Raw genomic sequence first — 23,619 nt, forward strand, 5'->3', positions numbered from 1 at the left:
CCCAATCAGGAACTCAGCAGGATAAACCCGTGCTGTGAAGCTTTGTAATGGTTGTAGATCAGAATATGCTTCGCTGCACGGGTATTTTTTTGTTGATAAATGCAGGCTGCCGGCACCCGCTTTCCTCCGACAAGCTGTAAACCCATCCATGTAGCGAATGCGGATGCTGTCGGGTAATCGCCCACCATGTTTTTGTAGGTATAGCAATTACTCTCCTCAAACAATGCTTTTCGCAGGTTATAATACCAGTGATCGCTCCGGTTGTCTCCGCTGACGCCCAGTATTACTGTATCGACGTCCGAGGCGTTAAGATGATTGCGCCGCAGGAATGCCCTCAAAATGCTGGCAAGCTCATTTTCTTCCAGATTATTGCTCTGGAACACATCTCTGATCTGCCCGATAGCGTCCGGTTTCCTTTCTGCCCCGACTATAAACATCGCAGCGCCCTCTCCATTTGCAGAACCCGGAGAATCGAGTGTCAGCAGGTTTTCGGAAGTAAAATGGCCTGTTTTGAAAGCTCCGGAAAGCAGGTCGATATTATGGTTATAATCTGATATTTCTTCTATGCTTCCCACCAGGAACGTCTGCCCGCGCTTTTCTTCCAGCAACAGCATCGCATCCAACAGCGCTGCCTCAAAAGCCAGCCCCTTGTGAACGTGCGTGGTGTTATAGCCTGTAGTTTTGCTCATCAAAGCAAGGTTACCGGCCACGGCATTGGGAGTGCTTTGTACAAAATTGGTGGGAGTCAGTGTGCCCTCGCTGTAATCTACGATCTGGTTCAGGAATTTAAGGCAGTCTTCAAGCCCTCCGTTGGCCGTTCCCAGCACGATCCCCTCCACACTGGCTTTCTGAATAAGCGGCAGGCCCGCCCCTACACCCATTCGCACAGCTTTTCCCATTCTGCGGAGTAAACCCGCCGGGATCAGTTGCCCATAGGCTGGTTCAATGGCAATATACCTGTCGCCTTCATGTACCTTGATTCCGCCTTCAAAAAAAGTTTTGTCAAAGGTGTGCTGGGGCGATATGCAGGCTGAATCTATAATGTACATTCTTGAAAATAACTCTGAAAAAGTGGTGTCTCTTACCGGGCATCTGCAATAAAACTCCCGATTTCCGCGGCGTAGGCTTCTGTATGCTGTTGTTTTTGATCTTCGGTCCAGCCCAGTTCGCCCGCCATCAGCCCAGCAACAACGGTCAGACAATTTAAGGTTTCATTCCAATCCGTGATTTCAAAACGGATCCTTCTTGCCAGGAAGTCCCGCGGCGTCACCGCCATTTCGTTTCTGACGGTATAAACAACCTCTGCGCGAATGTAGGGATACCGGGCACTTAACCGCTGCGTCAGGGAGGGATCTTCCAAAGTCAGCGCACCGATTCGCATAGCCCGTGATCCGTATTTCCGCACGAGATGCCTGGCAATATCGTCCGGCAAGTTAAACTTTGAAACCAGTTCCTGCCACGCTTCGAAACGATACCCTTCTCCGCCGGCCAGAACGTGATCCGCTGTACTGCATACGTGCGTTTGTCCCAGCAACTGGTCCGCCTGGTCGATCGTATCTTTGGCCATCAGCCGGTAAGTCGTCCATTTGCCACCCAACAGACTGACCAGACCCGACGATTCATCCAGTTCTACCTCATGGTCGCGCACCAGACTTTTGGTTGACTTCGAAGGATCTGCCGCCAGCAATGGCCGGAGCCCGCCGAAACCGGCCCTGATTTCCCCCGTCGAAATCGGCTTGGCGAGGTAGGGGTTCAGGGTATTGGCCAGGTATTGCTTTTCCGCTCCATTCAAAGTTGGCTCATCATCAATATCGTCGCAATCCGTATCAGTGGTACCGATCATCGTTGCCCCCTCGAAAGGAATTGCAAATACCACGCGTCCATCCGATGTCTTGGGGATCAACATGGCATATTCGCTGTTCAGTGTGTTGAACGGAAGTACCAGATGCACCCCCTTACTCGGGCGGATCCGTTCGCTCAGCTCCGAATTGGCCATCTGCCGTACATGGTCGGCAAAGGGCCCGGTACAGTTGATCACCAGTTTGGTCCGGATCGTTATGGCGTTTCCGGTCAACGTGTCCGTTGCATTGACCGCATTCAGTTTCCCCGTGTTGTCTTTCTCAAATCCTTTCACTTCGATGTAATTGGCAACCGCCGCACCATTTTCTGATGCGGACTGAGCCAGGGCCAGACAATAACGGGCGTCGTCCAGTTGCCCGTCGTAATACAGAACCCCGCTATGCAGTTTCTTGCGGTCAAGGGTCGGGATTTTCTCGAGGACTTCCTTTTTATTCAGCCATTTGCTTTTAGGTAATGTATCATTGGTGGCAAACGTGTCGTAAATCTGCAAGCCGATTTTGAAGTACAGCCCTTCCAACCAGGAATTGACGGGGGTCATGAGCGCGAGCGGGCGGGCGAGATGCGGCGCATTTTTCAACACAATGTGTCGTTCTTCCAGTCCGTGCCGCACCTGCTTCAGTTGGGCGAAATCGAGCTTCTTAAATGCCTGTTCGAGGTAGCGGACGCCACCGTGGATGAGCTTTGTTGAGCGGGACGACGTTTCCGATGCAAAATCCTTTTTGTCGATCAAAGCGACCTTATATCCCCTTAAAACCGCATCGAGGGCACATCCGGCCCCGCTGGCACCTGCGCCGATGATACAGATATCGAAAGATTCATTTTGTAACCTGGCAAGCGATGTGGTGCGGTTCATTGATACTTAATGCAGAGTCAGAGTAGTTGAGACCAGCTGCAAAAGTACAAAGTTGATGCCGTAAAAAACCATATTATCAAATCAATATCCCTTGGTAAATTTGGCATAATAATTGCATCTTACCGGAAGGAAAGTTAACATTACCATTACCTTCCATTTACAACTCAAATCTTTATTAACCAAAACCTCAAAAACATGGGCTTATTATCTTTTATTAAAGGTGTAGGAGAAAAAGTATTCAAAAAGGAGGAAGTCGCTGCGGCTCCTACCCCCGAGGCGGCAGAGCCCCTGCGTGCCAGTGCATTGCTCGGACATGTAAAAGCACTCGGCCTCGCCTACAATAATCTTACAGTCAAAACATCCGGTGATAAAGTCATCCTGGAAGGCGAAGTGGCCAAGCAGGAAGATGCCGAAAAAATCGCGCTGGCAGTAGGTAATGTAGAAGGAGTGGAAGTCGTCGATAACCAGCTCAAAGTAGCAACTCCCGCGCCCGAAGCGACCTATCACACGGTTGTGAAGGGAGATACTCTTTCCAAGATCGCCCAGGTTGTGTACGGCGACATGATGAAATACCCGGTCATCTTCGAAGCCAACAAGCCCATGCTCAAAGACCCGGACCTGATTTACCCCGGGCAGGTTTTGCGTATTCCGGCGTTGTAGAGAGCAGCAGTAGGCCGTAGGCCGTAGGCTGTAATTGGCAAGACAATTGGCTTACCTATGGCCGACTGCCGAGGTTTTCCCAAAGCATAAAAAAGGCAACCCGAAAGGTTGCCTTTTTTATGCTTTTTAGAAACGATTAATCTTCCGCTGCTACTACGTTCAGCGTCAATTTGTGTTTCACTTCTTTATGAAGATCGATCAATGCGGCGTAAGTACCGATTGATTTCACGTCGTCAACCGTGATTTTCTTGCGATCGATATCGAAGCCTTTCGCTTTCAGAATGTCAGCCACTTGTGTATTGGTAACACGACCGAATATACGACCGCTTTCACCTACCACAGTTTTGATATCGATAGTCAGGTCGCCGATCGCAGTTGCGATATCTTCCGCGTCCTTTTTAAGCTTTTCAGCTTTGTGCGAAGCCTGACGCACGTTTTCAGCAACGATTTTGCGGTTGGAGGCATTTGCCAGCAATGCAAAACCTTGAGGGATCAGGTAGTTACGACCGTAACCTGCTTTCACAGTTACGATATCGTTCTTATAACCTACCCCTGCTATATCCGTTAAAAGTATGATTTCCATTGTTTGTAGCTCTTTACTGTATTATTTCAATTGGTCAGCAACAAAAGGCAACAGTGCCAGGTGGCGCGCTCTTTTGATCGCCTGTGACACTTTGCGCTGATATTTCAGGCTGGTACCGGTAAGGCGGCGCGGAAGGATTTTACCTTGCTCGTTCACAAGTTTCAGAAGGAAATCCGGATTCTTGTAATCGATGTATTTGATGCCTGCTTTTTTGAAACGGCAGTATTTTTTGCGGTTAATGTTTTTCTCAACCGGCTCATTTACGAGTGACATAGCTTATGCGTTTTCGGTTTTTGATTCAGTTGCTTCTTCTTTCTTTCTGCCTACCAGACCCTTACGTTTCTTCTCGTTGTAAGCAATCGAATGCTTATCCAGGGCGATAGTCATAAAACGCAAAACGCGCTCGTCACGACGGAACTCGGTTTCCAAAACATCCACCACGTTTCCTTCACTTGCAGTATATTCTACGATGTGATAAAAACCGGAGTTTTTCTTTTGGATGGGGTAGGCCAGCTTGCGCAATCCCCAATTTTCTTCATGTACAATCTTCGCACCGTTTGAGGTGATGATTGTCGTGAATTTTTCAACGGCGTCCTTTGCCTGGGCCTCAGACAAAATGGGAGTTAGAATGAACACCGTTTCATATTGCTTAGACATACGGTAATTGATTAATTATGATAAGTTTAAAATCCTCATCTTGACATAATCATCAAAATGAGGGTGCAAAAATAGGGCTTGGAATTTAAAATTCCAAGCCCTTCAATGACTTAGCTAAAAGTTATGACAGATTTACTTCACTGTAAAATCTCCCTGCCCGATCTTGAAACCTTCGCTATACAATTCGATGGCATACTTGCCGTCTTTCATCGCAATACCGCCACGTCCGTAGAAAATATCGATCGATTGCCCGGAGTTGGTAAAGCTAATGGTCTGTTTTGAGCTGTAAATCATCTCTTTACCGTTAAACATAAACGATCCAGAGCCTGTTGCCATATCGGAAAGTACCGCTCCGTCCGGATCCAGGATGCGCAGGTAAATGTCCTTTTCATTCTGTTTAGCGACCGCATTTTCACCCAGTTTAAAGTTCACTCTGAGTTTATCGATGCGCTTTGCTCTATACTTGCCGCCCTCCCGTTCTTTTCCTTTCGCAGAAACTGCATTCACAGTGACGCTTTCCGCACGAAGCGCAGATGCCAGCGTCACCTTGTCAGCCAATTCCTTGTTCTGAGCCGAATAGGTCGATACCGAATCCGCGAGCTGCTGCTTTTCCGTTTCCAGACCAGTCACTTTCTGGTTCAACTCTTCGTTCTTTGTAGTGGCGATACCAAGCTCCTGTTTCAAACGGGAGATTTCCCCGTCTTTCTCGGAAAGTACCAGTTCATAGGACTTGATCTTTTTATTGTAGTTGGCGGCCGAATACGTATTGGCGTTTTTCAGCTCACGTTTATCTTTCTCCAGTTGCGCCTTCAATGCCACCAGCGAATCGACACTCCCGCCGAGTTTCTGGATCTCTGCAATCTTAATGTCAAGTTCTGTGGAAATAGAGTCCAGCTTGGTTTTGATCGAAAGAACTTCCTCGGTTTTGGCGGTAATGATCTCGTCTTTGGCCAGGTTCTCCTGCTTTTCATGGTATATAAAATACACAAGCACCAAATTAAGCAATAGCAAAACGGCCAGAGCGGCCCATAGAAGTGTTTTCCTGTCTTGCTTTTGTTCCTGGTTATAGTCCATACAGAAGGTTAAATTTTGAATTTAGTTGGTAAAAGAAGTATGTTTTTTTCAATTTTGAAATACGCAAACATCTATTTATAGCGTCCGGTCGATAAATTCTTGCATTAACCGGCTAATTGTCAATTTTTTAGTCATTCTCCATGCCTTCCATAGCCGCCAACCTGGCCCAGATAGAACAACAGCTCATTCATGAAACACGGCTCGTAGCGGTGACCAAAACCAAGCCCGTTACCCTTCTGACGGAGGCTTACGATGCTGGCGCGAGACTGTTTGGAGAAAACAAGGTCCAGGAGATGGTTGCCAAGCACGAAGCCCTGCCTAAAGACATCCGTTGGCACATGATCGGGCATTTGCAGACCAATAAAGTGAAATACATGGCTTCTTTTGTGGCGTTGGTGCATTCGGTCGACAGTTTTAAGCTGCTTAAAGAAATCAATAAGGAAGCTCAGAAAAACGACCGCGTTATCGACTGTCTTTTGCAAATCTATATTGCCCGGGAGGAGACCAAATTCGGCTTATCCGAAGAAGAAGCTTTGGAAATCATCCAATCCCCGGAACTGAATGCATTGCAAAACGTGAGGATCACCGGCTTAATGGGGATGGCATCCAACACCGATGATACAAATGTGGTAAGGGCCGAATTCCGGAGCCTCAAAACCACTTTTGAATCCTTCAAGGCTTATCAGAACGCGCGGGTCATCATGCAGGAACTTTCGATGGGTATGAGCGGAGACTACCTGATCGCTATGGAAGAGGGCAGTACGCTGGTACGGGTCGGCAGCGCCATTTTTGGATCACGGTAATACCTGAAGTGCATTGTCGGTGTTTTTTTCCAATACCGATTGTACCTGATCTCTCACAAAATCAAAAGGCAATTGCGCGCAAGGCAACCCAGGTTGTTTGACGAACAACGCATTCTCTCGGCGTCCATATTTTCCGGAGTAGGGGTTGTAATTCTGAAAATTATTGAGCGCCCCCATCAGTATGACCCCAAATGTGCCGGTGGCATTGCCTAAATGGGAAGGCCCGCTGTCCAATCCAATGAAGAACGAGGCACGCCGGATCACTTCCGCCGTTTCAAGGATCGAAAGCTGGCCGCAGAGATTGCGGTATGCGTCGGTCTTCACGTTCAGGTTGCTTTCCAGTCCGATTTCGACCAACTGATAATCGTACCGCTCCGCTAACCATTCCACCAGCTGTTCCCATTTCGCGGCAGGCCAGTCTTTGGGTTCATAATTGGACCGGCAATGCATTACAATGTACTTTTTCGGCAAATTCAGTCCGTCAGCCTTTTTCTGATGTGATGGTTGCAGATATAAACGCGGCTCGTCGTCGGCAGGGAATGCGGTTTGGGCCGGTATCAGATCACCCGTCTGCGCAAACACTTCGAGCAGGTTTCCGTAATCGAAGTAGTTATAAATATTAATGTCCCGCTTTATGGCTACCGGGTTTTCCACAAAAACCTGGCATTGAGGACAGTGGTTGTTGTTCCTGAATTGCAGCTCAAAAACACGGTCGAATACCCCCGACTCCATCAGTACTTTCCGTTCCGTCACGCAAAACTCTTTAACAACTTCGTCCACATGGGGATTATGGTCTACCAGTTCATGAAAAACGGGCTTCACAAACCATACAATATATGCCTTGGGATAAAGCTCCCGCACATATCGGGAGATGGGTTCCGCGGCGACAATGTCCCCAAAGTGCTCGGTACGCACGATCCCTATCAGCTGTTGGTCTTTTTGCAAACGCCCTTTAACATTCCGGAAATGTGCTGCCGCGCGACGTCCCTTAAGATGCGCTTTGAAAATGTGTGTATACTTATGATAGCGGTGTGTCCAGAGCTGGATAAAGCGTTCTATGGTCATTGGTCAAATCTTTTCCACGATGAGCGGGACATCATTAAATGTCTCCTTCAAAGCGGGCAAGTTAATAAAATTGCCTCAAAGAGTTGGTGGCACCCCGCCGCGCACCTAACTTTACCGCTATGATTTCCGGTGATTCTATTAACCGGCAAAACCAGCTTCTTTTTCATTTCACAAATATCCAATACCTTTTAAATATGAAATTTATGATTCAGGCCGGCGGCATTCTTGGAGCACTTGCCGTAGCACTCGGCGCGTTCGGTGCGCATGCATTGAAAGGGATGCTGGAAGCCTCAGGCAGGTCAGAAACCTTTGAAACGGCTGTAAAATATCAGTTTTATCACGCGTTGGCACTCGTACTCGTAGGCATACTTATGCAGCGCGCTGGTGCAGATGCGGTTAAATTGCTTGGCTGGTCCGGAAATGCTTTTGCGGTCGGCGTGATCATTTTTTCCGGGTCGCTATACGCGATTTGCTTTACGGGAATCACCAAATTCGGGGCGACCGCGCCCATAGGCGGCGTTGCACTGATCGTGGGATGGGTGCTGCTGATCATGGCCGCGGGAAAGCTATAAACCCTGGCCGGGTGCTCCTAGCCGGGTGCCCCTAGCCTCTCGACAAGGTAAACGGGCGTTGTGCGTCGATTTTCAGGAAAATAAACAACAGAACCGAAAACGACCACAACGACGATCCCCCATAGCTAAAAAAGGGCAACGGGATACCGATCACCGGCATGAGTCCGATGGTCATTCCGACGTTGACCATGAAGTGAAAGAAGATGATCCCGGCCACACAATAGCCGTACACCCGCGCAAAGCGGCTTCGCTGTCGTTCAGCAAGCACCACCAGCCTTGAAATCAGCGCAACAAAGAGGAACACAACAATGGCCGTCCCTAAGAAGCCATGCTCCTCACCCACGGTACAAAAGATGAAGTCGGTACTTTGCTCCGGTACGAAGTCAAACTTGGTCTGCGTTCCCTGTAAAAAACCCTTTCCCGTGAGCCCGCCTGAGCCGATGGCGATCTTCGACTGAATTACATTCCAGCCGATCCCCCGCGGATCCGAGTCCGGATCGAGGAGTACCATGATCCGTCCGCGCTGGTGTTTTTGTAACACATTGTTCATAAAGAAATCCACCCCGAACACGATCCCGATCATCACCAATGCGATCACGATCGTTGCCCAGAGCCCGCCACGCCGGCGTGTCATGACCGGCATCAGCCATATTACCAGACCGGCAATAACGATGATAGCCCCGGCAATATACCATTTGACAAACAGCAATGTAATGATCAGCAACGCCGCGCCGATTATCCCGATTGCCGGAATGAAGCCGGGCATGCCCTCGCGGTACAGCACGATCGCAAATGACGCAAAAACCAGCATCGAGCCCGTCTCATTCGATAGCAGGATCAGGAATGCAGGCAATGCGATGATCCCCATGATCGGATAGTAATCCTTTAACTTGCGCGTAAGACTGATCGCCGGGTCGCTCAGATACTTTGAAATGGCCAGACTGATTGCCAGCTTTGAAAATTCAGCCGGTTGCAGAGAAAATCCTCCGAGTTTGATCCAGGATCGTGATCCATTGATATTGGAACCAGCAAACAGTACCACTACCAGCAGAAAAATCACGACCGCGTAAATCACAAAAGAGAACGTTTCATAAAACTTATAGTCTATGACCAGAATACAGATGATCAGCAGGGCCGCCGTACCGATCCACATCAGCTGTTTCCCTGCATTATTCGACATATCGAACATGCTGGTATGCGCCTCGGGATTATACACCGCTGCATAAATATTCAACCAGCCAATGCCGAGGCAAGCGATGTAAATCAACACCACCATCCAGTCCACGTTCTTGGTTATTGGCTTGCTTTCAGCCATTTCAGTATTGGTTTGTAAGTTCTTAAAGTGATTTTTGCTGATCTCCCCTCGGTAAGGTCACTATCACCGGCTTGCGCATGGCAGCCGGATTGGCCGGATGAGGTGTTCCCGGTTTACGGTCGGCAGGATTATTCGGATCCGGAACGTGCGGTTTGGTCCCATCCGTTTTCTTCTTTGTCGAATCCGCTTCGACCGGCTTCTTCTGCGTCGGCAATACAACTTTGCTCATCAGATCGAGCTTCATCATCCGTTCTTCCAGCGCCTTGTTGGTCACTTTCCTGGCCAGGTACTTCTCGATGATCAGGTTGGCGATCGGAGCCGCGGCGGAGCCCCCTGCACCTGCATTCTCAACGAAAACCGCAATCGCGATCTTGGGATCATCAACCGGTGCAAACGCAATGAAAATAGAATGGTCGTCGCCCCGTTTGTTTTGCGAAGTTCCGGTCTTTCCCGCAATGGAAATCCCCTCCACGCGTGATCTCCGCGCCGTACCGGCTTCCACCGCCCCGATCATTCCCTCAATTACCGGTTCAAAGTTGTGCGGTTCCACACCGGTTTCGTGCCTTTCCAGGAATTCCTGCTTAACAGCCTTCTTATCGCCTACTCCATGGATCACGTGCGGCGTATAAAAATAACCCCTGTTGGCGATAATGGCGGCCACATTCGCCATTTTCAGCGGTGTAATCAGCAGCTCGCCCTCTCCGATGCTCAAAGAGTAGATGTTAGAAAACTTCCAGCGGTATTCGCCGTAAAAACGGTCGTAGTATTTTTTATTAGGCAAATTCCCCTTGTATTCACTCGGCAAGTCGATGCCGAGCCGCTGACCGATCCCGAACTTGGCAATGTCGTCATGCCAGGCATCGAGCCCGACCGCGGAAGCTTTGAAGGTGTTTTTAATGTTGTTTTTATAGATCAGCCTGCGGAATACATTGTAGAAATAGGGATTACAGGAATGCGTCACGCCGAGCGCAACGGTACTCGTTGCCGGGTGGTTATGACATCCTACCGGACAGTTGGCATGTGTAAAGCCGCTTCCCGGCGTGATAACGCCTTCCTGCAAGCCAATCAATGCCTGAATCAGCTTGAACGTCGAACCCGGCCGGTAACTCGCCATAACAGGACGGTTGAACAGCGGCTTATATGGATTGCGTGCCAACGCCGCAAAGTTTTTGGAAAAATAGCGGCTCGCCAGGCTGTTCGGATCGTAAGTCGGAGCGGATACCATTGAAATAATCTGCCCTGTTTTCGGCTCTATGGCTACTACGCTGCCTACCTTATTGAGCATCAGACTATCCGCGTATTGCTGGACTTCCAGGTCCAGACCGGTGTAAAGGTTTTCGCCGGCCACAGCCATCGTATCGAGCTCTCCGTTCTTCCAGGGACCTTTGTAAACGCCATTCACATTCTGCATGACAAACTTGGTACCTCTTTTTCCCCTCAGTTCATTTTCATAAATACGCTCTACCCCGCTCTGGCCAATGTAGTCACCCTGACGGTAATAGGGCTCCTCTTGCTTATCCAGCTGGCCTTTCGTGATCTCACTCACATATCCGAGTGTGTTCGCGAGCGTGGGTGCGGTATAGGTACGCAGGGAGCTTTTGGCAAATTCAAATCCTGAGTAGTCCACCATGATGTCCTGAATAGAGGCAAAATCCTCCTTCGACAACTGCCGCAGAAACAGCGAAGGTTTCACCCGGCTGTACGCGCTCGCAGCAGTCATGAGACTATCGAAATCACGTCTTTCGATGCCCAAAACCTGGCAAAAACGGAGCGTATCGTCCACCCTGACCTTATAAGGCGTCACCAGCAAATCATAAACGGGAGTATTATATACGATCAGTTTTCCGTAGCGATCGTAAATCTGGCCACGGAACGGAATTTCGGTTACACGCTTAATGGAGTTGCTGGACGATTCAATAGAATAGCTTTCATCCAGCACCTGGAGGTAGAAAAGTCGCAATAAGTATATGACACCTACTAAAGCAAAAAATCCAATGATGACAAATCGACGACTTTCGAGCATTCTGCACTAAAAATTCCGGTTCTCAAATTTCACACGAAGTTCGCAATAGCAAAAGATTAATCAAAGGGCCGTTCCGTCTATTAAACAATAAAAACTTCATTTTTAGCACCATATCCTCCGCTTATTCGCCTTTGGCGACCACCATCACAATATGCTCCTTGTCTATAAGCACCAAACCATCGGGTACGCCTTTGGGTTTACGGATAAATTTCTTGGGAGTCACGATCACCGGGCACAAAGAATCGTTTTTTCGTTTGGAATAGAATGCTGCCAGCTCCGCTGCGCGCTCGATCACCGGTGCGGGAAACTTCCGCCCGGGCTGGTTCTTCACCACGACGTGGGAGCCCGTCACATCTTTGGCGTGCAGCCACAGATCCTCCTTATGCGCCTGCTTCGTCAGCAAATCGCTGTTCTTCGCATTCCGGCCGATCAGTATCGTGTAACCCATAAAATCAATGCGCTTAAAAAGCTCTTCAAGCGCCGGTGCGGCGTTACCCTGTTCCAATTTGTTTGTCTTAATGTAAGCCCGTAAATCTCTGAGCGACTCAATGCTTTCAATGTGCTCCAAATGTTCATGAAACCGTTCCCGCTCCGTTTCGCGTGCGGCCAGGCTGTCGTTCAGCCGGTCTATTTCTATCTTTTCATTTTTGGCTTTACGGTAGTAGCCTTCCGCATTCTTTTGTGCCGAAAGGTCTTTTTTTAGTTTGATCAAAATAGGTTTTTCACGGTAAAAATCGTACAGCTCCACTTTCTCAGCACGCTCGGGAATGACGTGCAGATTGGCCATGATAATGTTCGCCAGCTCGTCATTTTTGGTCGCGCTTTCCAGATCAACCAGCTTTTGAAAGGTATTTTCCAGGTAATTGTCTGTCTGCTGAATACGTTTTTTCAACAATCGCAAAATATCCGCTTTCTCCTTCTCGATCCCGCTTAGCCGGATGTACGCCAGATAATAGGCATTCAAAGCTTCTATCGGGTCATGCAAAACCAGCACCACCTCACCCGTTTCGAAGAGCGTCAGCGCCGGTATATTGTCAATGCGGGTAATGTAGAACACCGGCGACTCCAACTCCTTCAGAACCTCCTGTAAGATTTCCCATCGCTCAGCCAAATCGTCCCTCCCGGCCAGTTTACCGGAAAGATATTTGTTCACGACCTTTCCAAATGTGGGAAACAACGACTCAAAACGGCCACCATTTGACACAAAAGCCTCCCAGGACTGATCAATATCACGGTTAAGCGTGGCTACCGTCAGGCCGCGATCGGTAACCAGTTTATTGCTGAACAACTGCGTCACCACGCCCTCTTCATTCAATGCAATAAAGTTGGAGCGATTACCGAACAGCTTGAATATCAAATCCCTGCCACTCGAAAAATGCACTTGAATGGCGCGTTCGTTCTTGCAAACTTTTACAAAATCAACTTTATCCCCCGCAAAATCAGTGAAAAGGTTCACACTGTTCCGCCGCGCCCGGTCGAAACGTTCAGGGAAGCTGAGGCATGAAAAGCTCGTAGTAAGCGTCGCCTTGATAAAAAACGGCTTCACCAGTTCCTCTCCGCGTTCCTCGTCCGCAAAAACGATGATCAGTTCATCTTTTTGCTGACTGAATGCTTCCACGAAAACCTTTCCCGTGAGCTCGGAATGCAGCCGCGGGGCGAGTTGTTTTATAAAATGATAATTCTGGTGCACTATGTATTTCGGGTTGTATTCGGGCAAATGTAGGGAGGAATGGAGGAAGGAGGAAAGGGAGGCACGCAATTAATCTGGGGCCGAACAGCCGCAGAGTGGCTGCCTGTTCGTAACAACCGCGTTACGATCACATCATCTGGGCTCGGCAGGAGGCTCTTACGGAGCCAAAACATCCGTACAATTTGGGTTTCTACAAACAGGACGGCCCGGCGGGCCGATGCCTCTTCCTCCCCTCCCTTTCTCCTTTCTCCTTTCTCCTTTCTCCTTTCTCCTTTCTCCTTTCTCCTTTCTCCTTTCTCCTTTCTCCTTTCTCCTTTCTCCTTTCCTCCTTCCTTCATCCTTTCCCAAAAACAAGAGAAGCCCCCCGATGTCGGGAAGCTTCTTCTGTAATACTACTACACTTAAAAACACTAGTGCACGGCCGAAGCGTCGACTTTCGTTTTTCCGCTCCGGGTCCATAACACAAAGGGAACACAAATCAAAAACATCACGCCCAGGTACAGGAACACATCCATGTATGACATTACCTGCGCCTGCTTCGAAATGCTATAATCCAGCATTTTATATCCACTGTTCAAAGCTACATCCGGGGTCATTCCTTTGCCCATAAAAGTATGCTGCAAACCCTCTACGCGCTGTTGTACAGCAGGGTTATTGATATCAAGCTTGCTTACCAGGTCGTTGCGGTGCGACATGTTCTGACGAGCGATGAAAGTTGTGATCACCGCCACCCCGAACGAGCCGCCCAACTGGCGCATCATCCCGGTAAATGCCGCCCCTTCTCCGATCTCTCGCCCTTTCAATGTCGACAATGCGAGGGTCGTGATCGGTACAAACAGAAGCCCCAAACCAATCCCCCGGACGATCAGCATATTAAAAAAAGCATCCTTTCCGGTATCGGGTGTCAGAATCAGATATCCCCAGTAACTATACACAAAGAAGAATACCATCCCGATGGCCACCAGGTATTGTTGCTTCACACCCCGTTGGAGCAACTGCCCGACGACCGGCATCATCATCGCCGTAACAATGGCCGCGGGGACCATGAGCATCCCCGATTGAGTGGCCGTCCAGCCCAAAGTAGCCTGGGTATACAGCGGAATAATAAATGTAGAACCATACAAACCGAAACCAAGGATAAACGACAACACCGTTCCGACCCGGAGGTTTCCATTAGCGAGCACGCGCAGGTTCACAATCGGATTTTTGTAAGTCCATTCCCTCCATATAAAGAAGAAGAATGAGAATACGCTCGTTACGGAGAGGATCACGATGATCCCGTCGTTGAACCAGTCTTCCTCCTGCCCTTTTTCGAGGACGTATTGCAGTGAACCTACCGCCACCGCCAGCAGGAGAATGCCCCACCAGTCGATTTCGTTGGCCGACTTTTTATTTGCGAACTTTGGACTTCTTACAAATTCCATTGTCAGCATCGCGGCAATGATACCCAGTGGAATGTTGATGTAAAAAATGTAAGGCCAGCTGTAATTATCGACAATATAACCACCCAGCGGCGGGCCCAGTGTAGGACCTACAATCACCCCCAAGCCGTAAATGGCCTGTGCGATCCCCCGTTTTTCGGGCGGGTAACTTTCAGTGATCAGCGTTTGCGCCGTTACGAGCAATGCACCGCCGCCAAAACCTTGTATCAGCCTGAAAAACACCAGCTCCCAGATATTATCGGCATTACCGCAAAGAAAAGATGCCACAGTAAATATGATGATCGAAGCGGCAAAGTAGTTCCGCCGGCCAAATTGCTGCGAGAGCCAGCTGGTCATCGGCACGATGATCACGTTACCGATCGCGTAAGCGGTAATCACCCAGCTCACCTCCGACAATGTGCCGCCCAGGTTTCCCCGCATGTCGTTGAGCGCCACATTCACGATCGTGGTATCCACTATTTCCAGCAGCGCACACAACACGGCAGTGATCGTAATGATAATCCTGCGGTAGCCGTATTCGACGAGTGATTCCTGTAATTCCATTGATATTTGGTTTTTAGAATCAAAAAATTCCGTTCAGAACCTTAGTTTAGCTCCACATCCACAAATACATTCATACCCGGGCGCAGCTGCGAAATCATCTCATCCTTGATCTTGGTGAATTCAATTCTCACCGGCAGGCGCTGCACCACTTTCACAAAGTTACCGCTGGCGTTGTCCGGGGGAAGCAAAGCAAAACGGGCACCTGTCGCTGGCGAAAACGAAGCGACTGTGGCCTCAAATTCATGATCAGGAAAAGCGTCCACATGTATTTTCACTTTTTGACCCAGTTTCATTTTAGTAAGCTGGGTTTCCTTGAAGTTCGCCACCACCCATGGTTCGGATGTCGAGATGATGCTGAACAGGGATTGACCTGCCTGCAAATACTGCCCCAATTGTGCATTCACCTTCGAAACGCGGCCGTCGGTAGGAGCGGTAATGATCGTGTACGACAGGTTGAGCTGTGCATTTGCGATCTCCGCTTCACGCGCTTTGATATTCGCATTCGCCACAGTTGTCTGCACCGAAGTAGCACGTGTTTGCTTACCTGCCGCCTTGGCCTGCCGTTCCGCAGCGCCCTTTTGTGCCTGCAATACGGCCAGTGCGCGTTCCGCTTTTTGTTTTGTAGCCGAAGCCTGTTCAAATTCCTGTTGGGTAATCGAATGATCTTTGATCAGGTTTTCGTAACGTGCGTAGTCCTGGTTAGCTCTCCACACATTTACTTTCGCCTCCTCAATTTGCGCATCCACTACCGAAACGTTAGCTTCATAGGTAATGCCGCTCGCCTGTGAGGCATTCGTTGTTGCATTGGCAACGACCAGGCTGCCTTCCGATCCGGCCAATGCCGCTTTCGCTTGTTCCAGTTTAATCACCTGGTCACGGTTGTCGAGCACAATCAGCGTGTCTCCCTTTTTGACAAACTGGTTGTCTTTTACTTTAATCTCCGTCACATAACCCGATATCCTCGGGATGACAGGACTGATATTGGCGTCGATCTGCGCGTCGTCCGTTTCTTCATGGTGTAGCCCGTGGTTATATTTGGTAAAACCCCAGGTGCCGCTGCCGGCGATCAGGAGGCCCAATATGATCAGGAAGCGATAATTTTTCTTTTTAGGTGCTTCCTCCGTTGCCAATGTGTTTTGTTTGGTTTCCATTTTATGGATCAATTTTGAATGATTGAATGACTGAATGTTTCCGGAGTGGAATCTGAATGAATGAATCTGCCAACGAAAGAGAACAAAGCTCTCTCCTCCCTCCTCCCATTTCTCCACCCTCCCTTTCTTCCCTTTCCTCCTAATTAATAACTCCCGCTGTTTGCTCTAATTTCTTATACGCCACTACTGCGTCCGCTTTGGCGGCTTCGTAATCGATCCGTGACTGGACTTGTGCTACATCGGCATCGAGAAGTTCGGTGGTCGTTACGAGGCTGTTGTCGTATTTATTTTTCGTGATGCGGTAGTTCTCGTTGGCTTGTTCAACAGCCTTTGCATACACATCGATCTTCCTTTTACTCAATACATAATTGTAATAGGCGGTGTTGACTTCCAAATGGATCTTGTCGAGGATAATTTGCTCGTTGGTCCGTAACTGATAGGCGCGGGTCCGTGCCTGGGCGATTTTCGCACCCGACTTCCAGAGTGAACCGACGTCGTATTTAAACCCAATCCCTGCATTGACCGCATTCGGAACCGTTACGACGCCTGGGATGTTCAGCGCCACATAACCTGCCGACAATGCGACACTTGGATACAGGTCCGCTTTGGCCACCTTGATATCGGTGTCCGCGGCTTTCTGACGGATGCCGTTCGCGGCAAAGTCTTTCCGGTGCGTCAGTGCTGTTTGCTCCCATTCGGCCGCGTTGCCCTCTGCCTTCAGCTCAATAAAACTATTGGAATCGGCTTCGATTACCGTTTCTTCCGGCAGACCCAGTAGCAGGTTTACATTAATGGTCGTGATTTTGAGGTCGTTCTGCGCATTCAGGAGCGCGAGCTCTACATTGGATTCCTGTAACTTCGCCTTCATGAGGTCATTGCGGGCAAGCATACCATTTTTTTCACGGTTGGTAAACTCCTGCACGCGCTCACGCTCGCTCGCCAGGTTTTCGGTTACCAGGTCCACCGCCTTCCTTGCCTTGTACAGGTTACCGTAAGCAGCAACGGTATTCTGGATCACCGCTTCACGATCTCCGTCTGCGTCCAGCCTGGTGGCTTGCTCTACATATTTTGCCGATTCCAGTCCGTATTTGTAACGGAAGCCGGAAAACAGCGGCAGTGATGCGCTTGCCATACCGTACATCGCCTGGTGGACATTGGGCATCCCACCCGAGTTACCGGTACTGTCATTACCCTCCTGTTTGATTTTCAGGTTGACATTAGGGCTATTTACGCGAAGGTAAGAACCGGAAACGCTCAGACTTGGCAGCTGATTTTCCTTCACCTGACGAATGCTTAGTCCCGCGAGATCGATATTGGATTGACTCAATTTCAGCTGTTTGCTGTTTTTCAGGCTCATATCAATGGCCTCTTCCAGCTTGATCGTGCGTGCAGTCTGGGCGTAGGATTGGCCGGCGGCAATCCAAGCAATCCCAACTGCCATACAAACCATTGTCTTAATTCTGGCTGTGGTGTTCATTGCTTACTGTCGATTTAAATAGGCTTTTTAGATGCTGACTTAGTTTTCGTTTGAGGTATTTCTGAAACTCCTCCTCGCCCATATGTTCCAGGTTGTTGATTTTCTTGTAAAAATCCTGTGTAGCTATGGCGTAGTTGACGGTTCCATAAAGCGTGGTAGTCATAAGGCTCAGGTCGATGGTCTTTCTGAATGCACCGGAATCCTGTCCCTCTTGGATCATACGCTGCATAAGTTCCACATTGCGCATTTTCAGGTTCCGGATATGCTCGGAAATGATCGGCGTCCGCTCGGAGGAAAGCTGCTCGCGCATCATAATATTATGGAAGCATTGATTGCCCATAAGACGGTCCACGACACTATCGATAAAGACGTATATTTTCTGGATCGGGGAAAGCTCTTCCGCTGTCAGCAGCATTTCGAGCCGCGAGCGGGATTCGGTCATCCGGAGCTGAAACAGTGCCTCGATCAGCTTCTCTTTCGAGCCGAAATAATAGGAAATCATGGAGACGTTTACATCCGCCTCCTGTGCGATGTCCCTAACCGAAGTTCCTGCAAAACCCTTCTGTGAAAACAGCCGCTCTGCCACCTCGATTATCTGCAATTGTTTTGCGTTGTATTCCATTTAAGTAGTTCACCACCAAGGGTTATCTCTTATTTTTTGATAGTGACGATACAAAGGTAAAAGGCCAATAAACAAAAATCAAACGATCGTTTGATTTTATTAAACAAACGTTTGATTAGTAAAATGAATTGTTGGATTATTACCATTAAAGTTTTTTAATACTGAGATTAAAAAAGCAACAACAGCGGCGGTTCAGGTGTCGTATCAGCAAAACCGTCCGCAATAGAAACTCAGCCACCCTTACCATATGAAACCAGATACACTATTTAAGTACTTGATTATAAACTTATTAGTCGCAACACTTAGTTCTGGATACGGTCAACAGGCAGTGCCCTATTGCGGCACCGCCGATTCGGTGTCTGACGCTTATATTCAAAAGCTCTCCAAACAGGTCGATCTCACCAAAGCCAGGGCTAATGCGGGCGAAATGCTCGAATACCGGCTGGGTATCGACGTCGATTATAAAACCGCTATGCTTTACGGGCAGAACCAGGAGAAGATCAGGAGCACCATTTACCGGATATTTGCCGAAGCATCGGCTATTTTCGAGCGGGAAATGAATATCAAGCTCACGGTCAACCACATACATATCTGGCAAGAACCGGAACCCTACGATCTGAAAACTGATTTCGACTATTTCTACGCAATCGGCGAGTACTGGAACCGGAACCGCCATGAAGAACGCGATGCGGTGGTGTCGGTATCAGTCCGCTCCGGAATGTTTCTCGGAGGGTACCGGCTATGTACATCCAACTTCCCGGCCCCGGACAACCGGTTCAATGTCGACGTTCTAACCCACGAGCTTGGTCACACCCTGGGATCACCGCACACGCACAGCTGCTACTGGCCAGGCGGCCCCATTGACAGGTGCAGCGGGCTGGAAGACCCAACCGAATTATGCCCACCGAGCCGTCAGGAATTCCTGAATGGATCGATCATGTCTTATTGCCGGTCCAAACTCACTTTCCACCCGCTTTGCAGGAATCTCATCAGAAAATTCGCCGAGGGTGAGGTTAACCCGTCGTTTTCACTCAAACCCTATAATGAAAAACCATTTGCACCCGGCGTCCTTGCCGTGCTGGGAAGCCAGGGTAATACAACAGGGTTCATGCCGTCCTTCGAATGGTATCCGTCACCGCGAACCGCACAGTACCGATTCCAGATCGCGAAGGATGAAACTTTTAGTCAGGTAGTAGAAGACACCCTGGTCAATCAGTCCTTTTTTCAGTCGGTTGGGCAAAACAAGGGCACCTACTTTGCTCGTTACCAACCGGAAAACAGTCTGGGGAGCAGTGGTTGGTCGATGGCTGTTAATTTCAGAGTGGGCGGGTTCTCCGAATCTGCCCTACCGCCCCCGCTGCAACGGGTAACCCGCGAAAGTTCCGGAATCGTTTCCGGCTCTTTCAAGAGTTTGGAGGGCATTTCTTCGTATCAGTTGCGGTTGGAAAATCCGTATGACAATGTGGTACATGAACGAACGGAACAAGTCAACAGCACCGGAATGCAATCTTTTTCAGTCACCACATCATTGCAAAACGACCTGTTGTATTCACTCCGGTACCGCGTTAACAAACAAGGGATATGGAGTCGATGGTCGGTACCGGTATGGCTCGAAACACCCCTTTCCACCCGCCATGTTTCTATTGACAGTACCCTGGTCATTTCCACGAAACCGGTCCTGGCACTCAGGCAATGGGTTCCGCTCACCATTGCGGATGCCTTCGCAGGCCAAATGGAGATCGCCACCGATGCATCCTTCAAAAACATTGTTTTCCAGCGGTCCTTTTCCAACAATGCCGTCGGCGACTGGTGTACCGACAAGGAGCTATTCTTCCCGTCGCTCCATGAGCACACCACCTATTTTACCCGTTCCCGGATGTTGTTATCCAACCAAATACGATCGGCATGGACTGTTTCGAAATTTGTCACCGGCGTTTTCGATAGCCGCTTCCGCTTCCTCGGCACCCCGTCAAAAGTGCTGCACAACGGCAGTTTTAGCGGGACAATGGTACTTTACAACAGATTTCTAAAAGCAGGCGACCACCTCTATGTGTTTAACTATCAGGGAGGATACCACCGCACCACCGATCTGCAATCCTGGCAAACGCACCTACCCTCCACAACTAACGGCAGAAGCCCCATGATCCTCAGGGCGTTTGGCGCATCACCAGATGGCAAAACGTTCACGGCCGATCCTTACCAGGGCTTCGCATTGAAAACCGGAGACACATTTGAATGGATCTCGCCCCCCACCCCGATAAACTGGAATGACACCGAAACGATGGTGTACTCCGATCGCTCCGGCTTTTTCATAAAAAATTTTGACAAAGGAATTATTCGATACCATAATGGCAACTTTCATTATTACCGTGAAGCAATACAGCTCGGAATCCCGAATTGCATTGCAAAAGACAATCAGGAGCGGGTCTGGACGGTGGACGATAGCGGCGCGGTATGGCGGTTTGAAAACGAGCAATGGACTCGCCAGCCGTCATTCCCTATCTGGCAGGGCGTTTACGGAATGGTATTTGACAAAAATGATTACTGCTATGTATACGGCGATTTCGGGGTATTCAAACTGGATGTCACTGCTGGCCGATGGGATGCGATCAAACCACTGCAACAACTCAACGTCAGGAAGCTGATATTTGACGAGGAAGGTGCTATGTGGCTGGCATCCTACCGCTTTACACCCGACCATCAAGGAATGGAAAAGTTCGCATTGATCAAATATTCCAATGGTAAGGTGAGCGTTTATTCCGATGGTCTCAATTTCCTTCGCGAGCCGTTTGATATCGAATACTTTAAAGGGCAATTAGTAATCATGACAACGGGGGGTGAGATCCACACCTTTGATGAAAGGCAAATCCTCACATTGACACCCCAACCTGCCTATTGCACAGGCCAGCAGTTAGACCTTACATTGACCACTAATTCCACTTTTGCACCCGACAACCGGATAACAGTCGAACTCCGGCAGTCGGGCTCGGACAAAACGATCCGTTGGGAGGTACCCACCCCAGCCTCTCACCGGCTTTCCGTGAACCTACCTGAGACGTTATCGCAGGGAAGGTACACGCTTTCAATTCACACAACCAACCCTGAAATCAATAGCTATGAAAGCGCACCTTTTGACATTTATCCGCTGACAACATCCGTTAAGCCAGTTATCGAGCGCAATCAATCTTTGCTTAAAATTACGCCCATGGAGGGTTACCAATATCAGTGGCTATTGAATGATGTACCCTTATTAGGAGCTACCGGCCCGTCGGTTGTCGCCAACCAGGACGGCATCTATTCGGTAACCGCTACCAATCCCGGAGGCTGCATCGTTACTTCGGAAGCATTACCTGTCGAGCTGGGAAAACCGGGAGAATTGACACTGATGCAAAACAAACCCAATCCCCTGGGTGCTTCGGGAGATATCTTGTTTTACCTCCCCAAAGCCGAAAGTATCAGGCTGGACCTGTTCAACCTCCGCGGCCAGAAAATAGCGGAACTGAAAAGCGGCGATCTGCCTGAGGGATGGCATACAGCGAACGTCAACGGGATGTTTCTTTCATCGGGCATTTATGTGTACCGGCTGAAAGCTGGTAACATTACCAAATCGCTCAAAATGATCCGGAACTGACTACTTTACCCGGCCGGGATTCTCCGTTACGAATGCCCCCCAACCGCCCTTTTTAGCTTTTTTGGAACCTGATGCGACAACCGAAGCGGGTGAATTGGCATGATACTGATGACAGATAGCAATCGCGATGCCATCGGTAGCATCCATAAACTCCCGGCTCAGCTCCATTTTCAGGATTTTTTCAAGCATATAGGCCACCTGCTCCTTGGAAGCATTGCCGCTACCCGTGACGGATTGCTTTACTTTTTTGGGGGAATACTCGACAATCGGAATGTTACGTGCCAGTGCAGCTGCCATCGCTACGCCTTGTGCGCGCCCGAGTTTGAGCATGGATTGCGCATTTTTGCCATAAAAAGGATCCTCGATCGCCATTTCATCGGGCAGATAGTCTTCGATGAGCTGGGTAAGACGTTCAAAGATTTTCTTCAACTTCAGTTCATGCGTACTATATTTGCTCAAATGAATAACCCCGTACTGAACCAGCGAGATTTGTTGTCCTTTGACCGATATCACCCCGTAACCCATCACCTGCGTGCCGGGATCGACCCCAATAATGACTTTTTCCGAAACTTCGGCTTGCTGCGTTTGTAACATGGTGCAAGATAAGGAACTCTCTCCTCCAAAAGCAAAAAGCGGTCAGGCAAAGGTTTTCTGGCTGATCAAACTCATGGTGACCGCCCTGATCCTGAGCTACATTTATCGTACTTTCCGCAACGAGCAAAAGGGTATTTCGGACATAGGAACCGTATTTACAAATATCTGGTCGGCGAAGCATCTCCCTGTGTTCATCGCAATGCTCGTACTCGTACCAGTGAACTGGGCACTTGAAAGCCTTAAATGGCAAAAACTCATCCGCCGCATTGCACCGGTATCATTCAGGGAAGCGATGCGCGGGACACTCACGGGCCTGGCCGTCGGAGTCGCGGTTCCGGCACAACTTGGCGATACCCTTGGGAGGGTCGCCTCACTCAAATCAGATCGCAGGCTTGAAGCCATTGGGGCCGCACTTATTTCCAATGGCATTCAGTTTTATGTATCGGTGCTGGCAGGTGCGGCGGGATGGGTCTTGCTAAAAGCTCGGCTCGACCTCCCCGACTCTGCGAAATCCGCCACAGACATCATCCTGATCGCCATCATCCTGCTGGGCCCCGCAGCACTGGCATTCCGGAAGCAAATCAGGCAATGGGCTCCCGTACGCCCTTTTTTATTAAAAGTAAAAGATTATCTGAATGTAATCGGACATTACACCGCTACCGATCTCGTGATCAGCACTGCTTATGGTGCCTTGCGTTATCTGGTTTTCCTCACCCAGTTTGTGCTCGCTCTTTCCTTGTTCGACTTTCCGGCGCGTGTACCACAACTTGCGGCCTGTGTCACATTGATATTTCTTGCCAAAACACTGATCCCGGCGATCAACGTACTCGGTGACCTGGGCCTGCGCGAGTTTACGGCGCTGCTGGTGTTCGCGTCTTTCCATCTCCCGCCTGAGCAAATCATCGCCGCTACCTTCCTCATCTGGGTGTTAAACGTCCTCGGTCCGATCCTCATCGGCGTATTCCTGATCTGGAAGTATAAATGGAAAAGATTTAAAGTGTAGA

General features: G+C 49.3%; 21 protein-coding genes. 5 read left to right on the forward strand and 16 right to left on the reverse strand.

Annotated elements, in window-relative coordinates; translation table 11 throughout:
- Positions 1 to 5: 5 nt before the first annotated feature.
- Together BP71_RS08655 and BP71_RS08660 are read right to left on the reverse strand one after the other, a co-directional pair.
- Positions 6 to 1,049 (reverse strand): beta-ketoacyl synthase chain length factor, encoded by a 1,044-nt coding sequence (locus tag BP71_RS08655; RefSeq protein ID WP_496378164.1) that lies wholly within the window; start codon positions 1,047 to 1,049, stop codon positions 6 to 8.
- Positions 1,050 to 1,081: 32 nt separating this feature from the next.
- Positions 1,082 to 2,713: a glycerol-3-phosphate dehydrogenase/oxidase gene (locus BP71_RS08660; protein WP_496378165.1), complete on the reverse strand. Its 1,632-nt coding sequence runs from the start codon at positions 2,711 to 2,713 to the stop codon at positions 1,082 to 1,084.
- A 195-nt stretch (positions 2,714 to 2,908) separates the two neighbouring features.
- Here BP71_RS08660 and lysM point away from each other — a divergent pair, with 195 nt between their 5' ends.
- The gene (gene lysM / locus BP71_RS08665; protein ID WP_496378166.1) at positions 2,909 to 3,373 is read left to right on the forward strand and encodes a peptidoglycan-binding protein LysM; all 465 of its coding nucleotides are present in this window, start codon (positions 2,909 to 2,911) and stop codon (positions 3,371 to 3,373) included.
- Between the two features lie 136 nt (positions 3,374 to 3,509).
- Here lysM and rplI read toward each other — a convergent pair whose 3' ends face one another.
- The 4 genes from rplI to BP71_RS08685 form a co-directional block, all read right to left on the reverse strand.
- On the reverse strand, positions 3,510 to 3,956 hold the full coding sequence (gene rplI / locus BP71_RS08670) for a 50S ribosomal protein L9 (protein WP_496378167.1): 447 nt from the start codon (positions 3,954 to 3,956) through the stop codon (positions 3,510 to 3,512).
- 21 nt (positions 3,957 to 3,977) lie between these two features.
- The gene (gene rpsR, locus BP71_RS08675) at positions 3,978 to 4,229 is read right to left on the reverse strand and encodes a 30S ribosomal protein S18 (protein ID WP_015811483.1); all 252 of its coding nucleotides are present in this window, start codon (positions 4,227 to 4,229) and stop codon (positions 3,978 to 3,980) included.
- A gap of 3 nt (positions 4,230 to 4,232) precedes the next feature.
- Positions 4,233 to 4,613, reverse strand: a complete 381-nt coding sequence (rpsF, locus tag BP71_RS08680) for a 30S ribosomal protein S6 (protein ID WP_496378168.1) — start codon at positions 4,611 to 4,613, stop codon at positions 4,233 to 4,235.
- Between the two features lie 132 nt (positions 4,614 to 4,745).
- Positions 4,746 to 5,687, reverse strand: coding sequence for a DUF8428 domain-containing protein (locus BP71_RS08685; protein ID WP_496378169.1), 942 nt, complete (start codon positions 5,685 to 5,687; stop codon positions 4,746 to 4,748).
- Positions 5,688 to 5,827: 140 nt separating this feature from the next.
- Here BP71_RS08685 and BP71_RS08690 point away from each other — a divergent pair, with 140 nt between their 5' ends.
- Complete coding sequence (locus tag BP71_RS08690; protein WP_496378170.1) at positions 5,828 to 6,490, forward strand: YggS family pyridoxal phosphate-dependent enzyme; 663 nt, start codon at positions 5,828 to 5,830, stop codon at positions 6,488 to 6,490.
- Here BP71_RS08690 and BP71_RS08695 read toward each other — a convergent pair.
- A complete protein-coding gene (locus tag BP71_RS08695; protein ID WP_496378171.1) occupies positions 6,482 to 7,555 on the reverse strand; it encodes a glycosyltransferase family 9 protein in 1,074 nt (357 codons plus the stop codon). The two genes, BP71_RS08690 and BP71_RS08695, sit on opposite strands and share 9 nt — an antisense overlap.
- 194 nt (positions 7,556 to 7,749) lie before the next feature.
- Here BP71_RS08695 and BP71_RS08700 point away from each other — a divergent pair, with 194 nt between their 5' ends.
- Complete coding sequence (locus BP71_RS08700; RefSeq protein ID WP_496378172.1) at positions 7,750 to 8,127, forward strand: DUF423 domain-containing protein; 378 nt, start codon at positions 7,750 to 7,752, stop codon at positions 8,125 to 8,127.
- Positions 8,128 to 8,158: 31 nt separating this feature from the next.
- Here the strand turns inward: BP71_RS08700 and rodA are convergent, their stop codons facing one another.
- From rodA to BP71_RS08740, 8 genes are all read right to left on the reverse strand, one after another.
- Positions 8,159 to 9,442 carry a rod shape-determining protein RodA gene (rodA, locus tag BP71_RS08705; protein ID WP_496378173.1) on the reverse strand — a complete coding sequence of 428 codons (1,284 nt, stop codon included), beginning with the start codon at positions 9,440 to 9,442 and terminating at the stop codon, positions 8,159 to 8,161.
- 22 nt (positions 9,443 to 9,464) lie between these two features.
- Positions 9,465 to 11,465: a penicillin-binding transpeptidase domain-containing protein gene (locus BP71_RS08710; RefSeq protein ID WP_496378174.1), complete on the reverse strand. Its 2,001-nt coding sequence runs from the start codon at positions 11,463 to 11,465 to the stop codon at positions 9,465 to 9,467.
- 121 nt (positions 11,466 to 11,586) lie between these two features.
- Positions 11,587 to 13,155 (reverse strand): NFACT RNA binding domain-containing protein, encoded by a 1,569-nt coding sequence (locus tag BP71_RS08715; protein WP_496378175.1) that lies wholly within the window; start codon positions 13,153 to 13,155, stop codon positions 11,587 to 11,589.
- A complete protein-coding gene (locus tag BP71_RS08720) occupies positions 13,155 to 13,493 on the reverse strand; it encodes a hypothetical protein (protein ID WP_496378176.1) in 339 nt (112 codons plus the stop codon). Before BP71_RS08720 ends, BP71_RS08715 begins: the two co-directional genes overlap by 1 nt.
- 72 nt (positions 13,494 to 13,565) lie before the next feature.
- A complete protein-coding gene (locus tag BP71_RS08725; RefSeq protein ID WP_496378177.1) occupies positions 13,566 to 15,140 on the reverse strand; it encodes a DHA2 family efflux MFS transporter permease subunit in 1,575 nt (524 codons plus the stop codon).
- Between the two features lie 41 nt (positions 15,141 to 15,181).
- A complete protein-coding gene (locus BP71_RS08730; RefSeq protein WP_496378178.1) occupies positions 15,182 to 16,291 on the reverse strand; it encodes an HlyD family secretion protein in 1,110 nt (369 codons plus the stop codon).
- A gap of 139 nt (positions 16,292 to 16,430) precedes the next feature.
- Complete coding sequence (locus BP71_RS08735) at positions 16,431 to 17,732, reverse strand: TolC family protein (RefSeq protein ID WP_496378179.1); 1,302 nt, start codon at positions 17,730 to 17,732, stop codon at positions 16,431 to 16,433.
- Between the two features lie 13 nt (positions 17,733 to 17,745).
- The gene (locus BP71_RS08740; protein ID WP_496378180.1) at positions 17,746 to 18,390 is read right to left on the reverse strand and encodes a TetR/AcrR family transcriptional regulator; all 645 of its coding nucleotides are present in this window, start codon (positions 18,388 to 18,390) and stop codon (positions 17,746 to 17,748) included.
- Positions 18,391 to 18,664: 274 nt separating this feature from the next.
- On the opposite strand from BP71_RS08740, the gene BP71_RS08745 reads away from it, so the two are divergent.
- On the forward strand, positions 18,665 to 22,021 hold the full coding sequence (locus BP71_RS08745; protein ID WP_496378181.1) for a zinc-dependent metalloprotease: 3,357 nt from the start codon (positions 18,665 to 18,667) through the stop codon (positions 22,019 to 22,021).
- Here BP71_RS08745 and ruvC read toward each other — a convergent pair whose 3' ends face one another.
- Positions 22,022 to 22,615, reverse strand: a complete 594-nt coding sequence (gene ruvC, locus BP71_RS08750) for a crossover junction endodeoxyribonuclease RuvC (protein WP_496378182.1) — start codon at positions 22,613 to 22,615, stop codon at positions 22,022 to 22,024.
- Between ruvC and BP71_RS08755 the strand changes: the two genes are divergently transcribed.
- On the forward strand, positions 22,614 to 23,618 hold the full coding sequence (locus tag BP71_RS08755; RefSeq protein ID WP_496378183.1) for a lysylphosphatidylglycerol synthase domain-containing protein: 1,005 nt from the start codon (positions 22,614 to 22,616) through the stop codon (positions 23,616 to 23,618). The genes ruvC and BP71_RS08755 overlap by 2 nt on opposite strands.
- The last annotated feature ends 1 nt before the right edge of the window (position 23,619 follow it).

This window comes from Dyadobacter ginsengisoli DSM 21015 (genome assembly GCF_059568735.1).

Bases quoted from the DNA above. Each gene is read 5' to 3' on its own strand.
- BP71_RS08740 (WP_496378180.1), bottom strand. From the start codon at position 18,390: ATGGAATACAACGCAAAACAATTGCAGATAATCGAGGTGGCAGAGCGG.
- BP71_RS08660 (WP_496378165.1), bottom strand. From the start codon at position 2,713: ATGAACCGCACCACATCGCTTGCCAGGTTACAAAATGAATCTTTCGAT.
- BP71_RS08685 (WP_496378169.1), bottom strand. From the start codon at position 5,687: ATGGACTATAACCAGGAACAAAAGCAAGACAGGAAAACACTTCTATGG.
- BP71_RS08710 (WP_496378174.1), bottom strand. From the start codon at position 11,465: ATGCTCGAAAGTCGTCGATTTGTCATCATTGGATTTTTTGCTTTAGTA.
- BP71_RS08735 (WP_496378179.1), bottom strand. From the start codon at position 17,732: ATGGCAGTTGGGATTGCTTGGATTGCCGCCGGCCAATCCTACGCCCAG.
- ruvC (WP_496378182.1), bottom strand. From the start codon at position 22,615: ATGTTACAAACGCAGCAAGCCGAAGTTTCGGAAAAAGTCATTATTGGG.
- lysM (WP_496378166.1), top strand. From the start codon at position 2,909: ATGGGCTTATTATCTTTTATTAAAGGTGTAGGAGAAAAAGTATTCAAA.
- rpsR (WP_015811483.1), bottom strand. From the start codon at position 4,229: ATGTCACTCGTAAATGAGCCGGTTGAGAAAAACATTAACCGCAAAAAA.
- BP71_RS08700 (WP_496378172.1), top strand. From the start codon at position 7,750: ATGAAATTTATGATTCAGGCCGGCGGCATTCTTGGAGCACTTGCCGTA.
- BP71_RS08690 (WP_496378170.1), top strand. From the start codon at position 5,828: ATGCCTTCCATAGCCGCCAACCTGGCCCAGATAGAACAACAGCTCATT.
- BP71_RS08655 (WP_496378164.1), bottom strand. From the start codon at position 1,049: ATGTACATTATAGATTCAGCCTGCATATCGCCCCAGCACACCTTTGAC.
- BP71_RS08695 (WP_496378171.1), bottom strand. From the start codon at position 7,555: ATGACCATAGAACGCTTTATCCAGCTCTGGACACACCGCTATCATAAG.
- BP71_RS08720 (WP_496378176.1), bottom strand. From the start codon at position 13,493: ATGAAGGAAGGAGGAAAGGAGAAAGGAGAAAGGAGAAAGGAGAAAGGA.
- BP71_RS08730 (WP_496378178.1), bottom strand. From the start codon at position 16,291: ATGGAAACCAAACAAAACACATTGGCAACGGAGGAAGCACCTAAAAAG.
- rplI (WP_496378167.1), bottom strand. From the start codon at position 3,956: ATGGAAATCATACTTTTAACGGATATAGCAGGGGTAGGTTATAAGAAC.
- rodA (WP_496378173.1), bottom strand. From the start codon at position 9,442: ATGGCTGAAAGCAAGCCAATAACCAAGAACGTGGACTGGATGGTGGTG.
- BP71_RS08755 (WP_496378183.1), top strand. From the start codon at position 22,614: ATGGTGCAAGATAAGGAACTCTCTCCTCCAAAAGCAAAAAGCGGTCAG.
- BP71_RS08725 (WP_496378177.1), bottom strand. From the start codon at position 15,140: ATGGAATTACAGGAATCACTCGTCGAATACGGCTACCGCAGGATTATC.
- rpsF (WP_496378168.1), bottom strand. From the start codon at position 4,613: ATGTCTAAGCAATATGAAACGGTGTTCATTCTAACTCCCATTTTGTCT.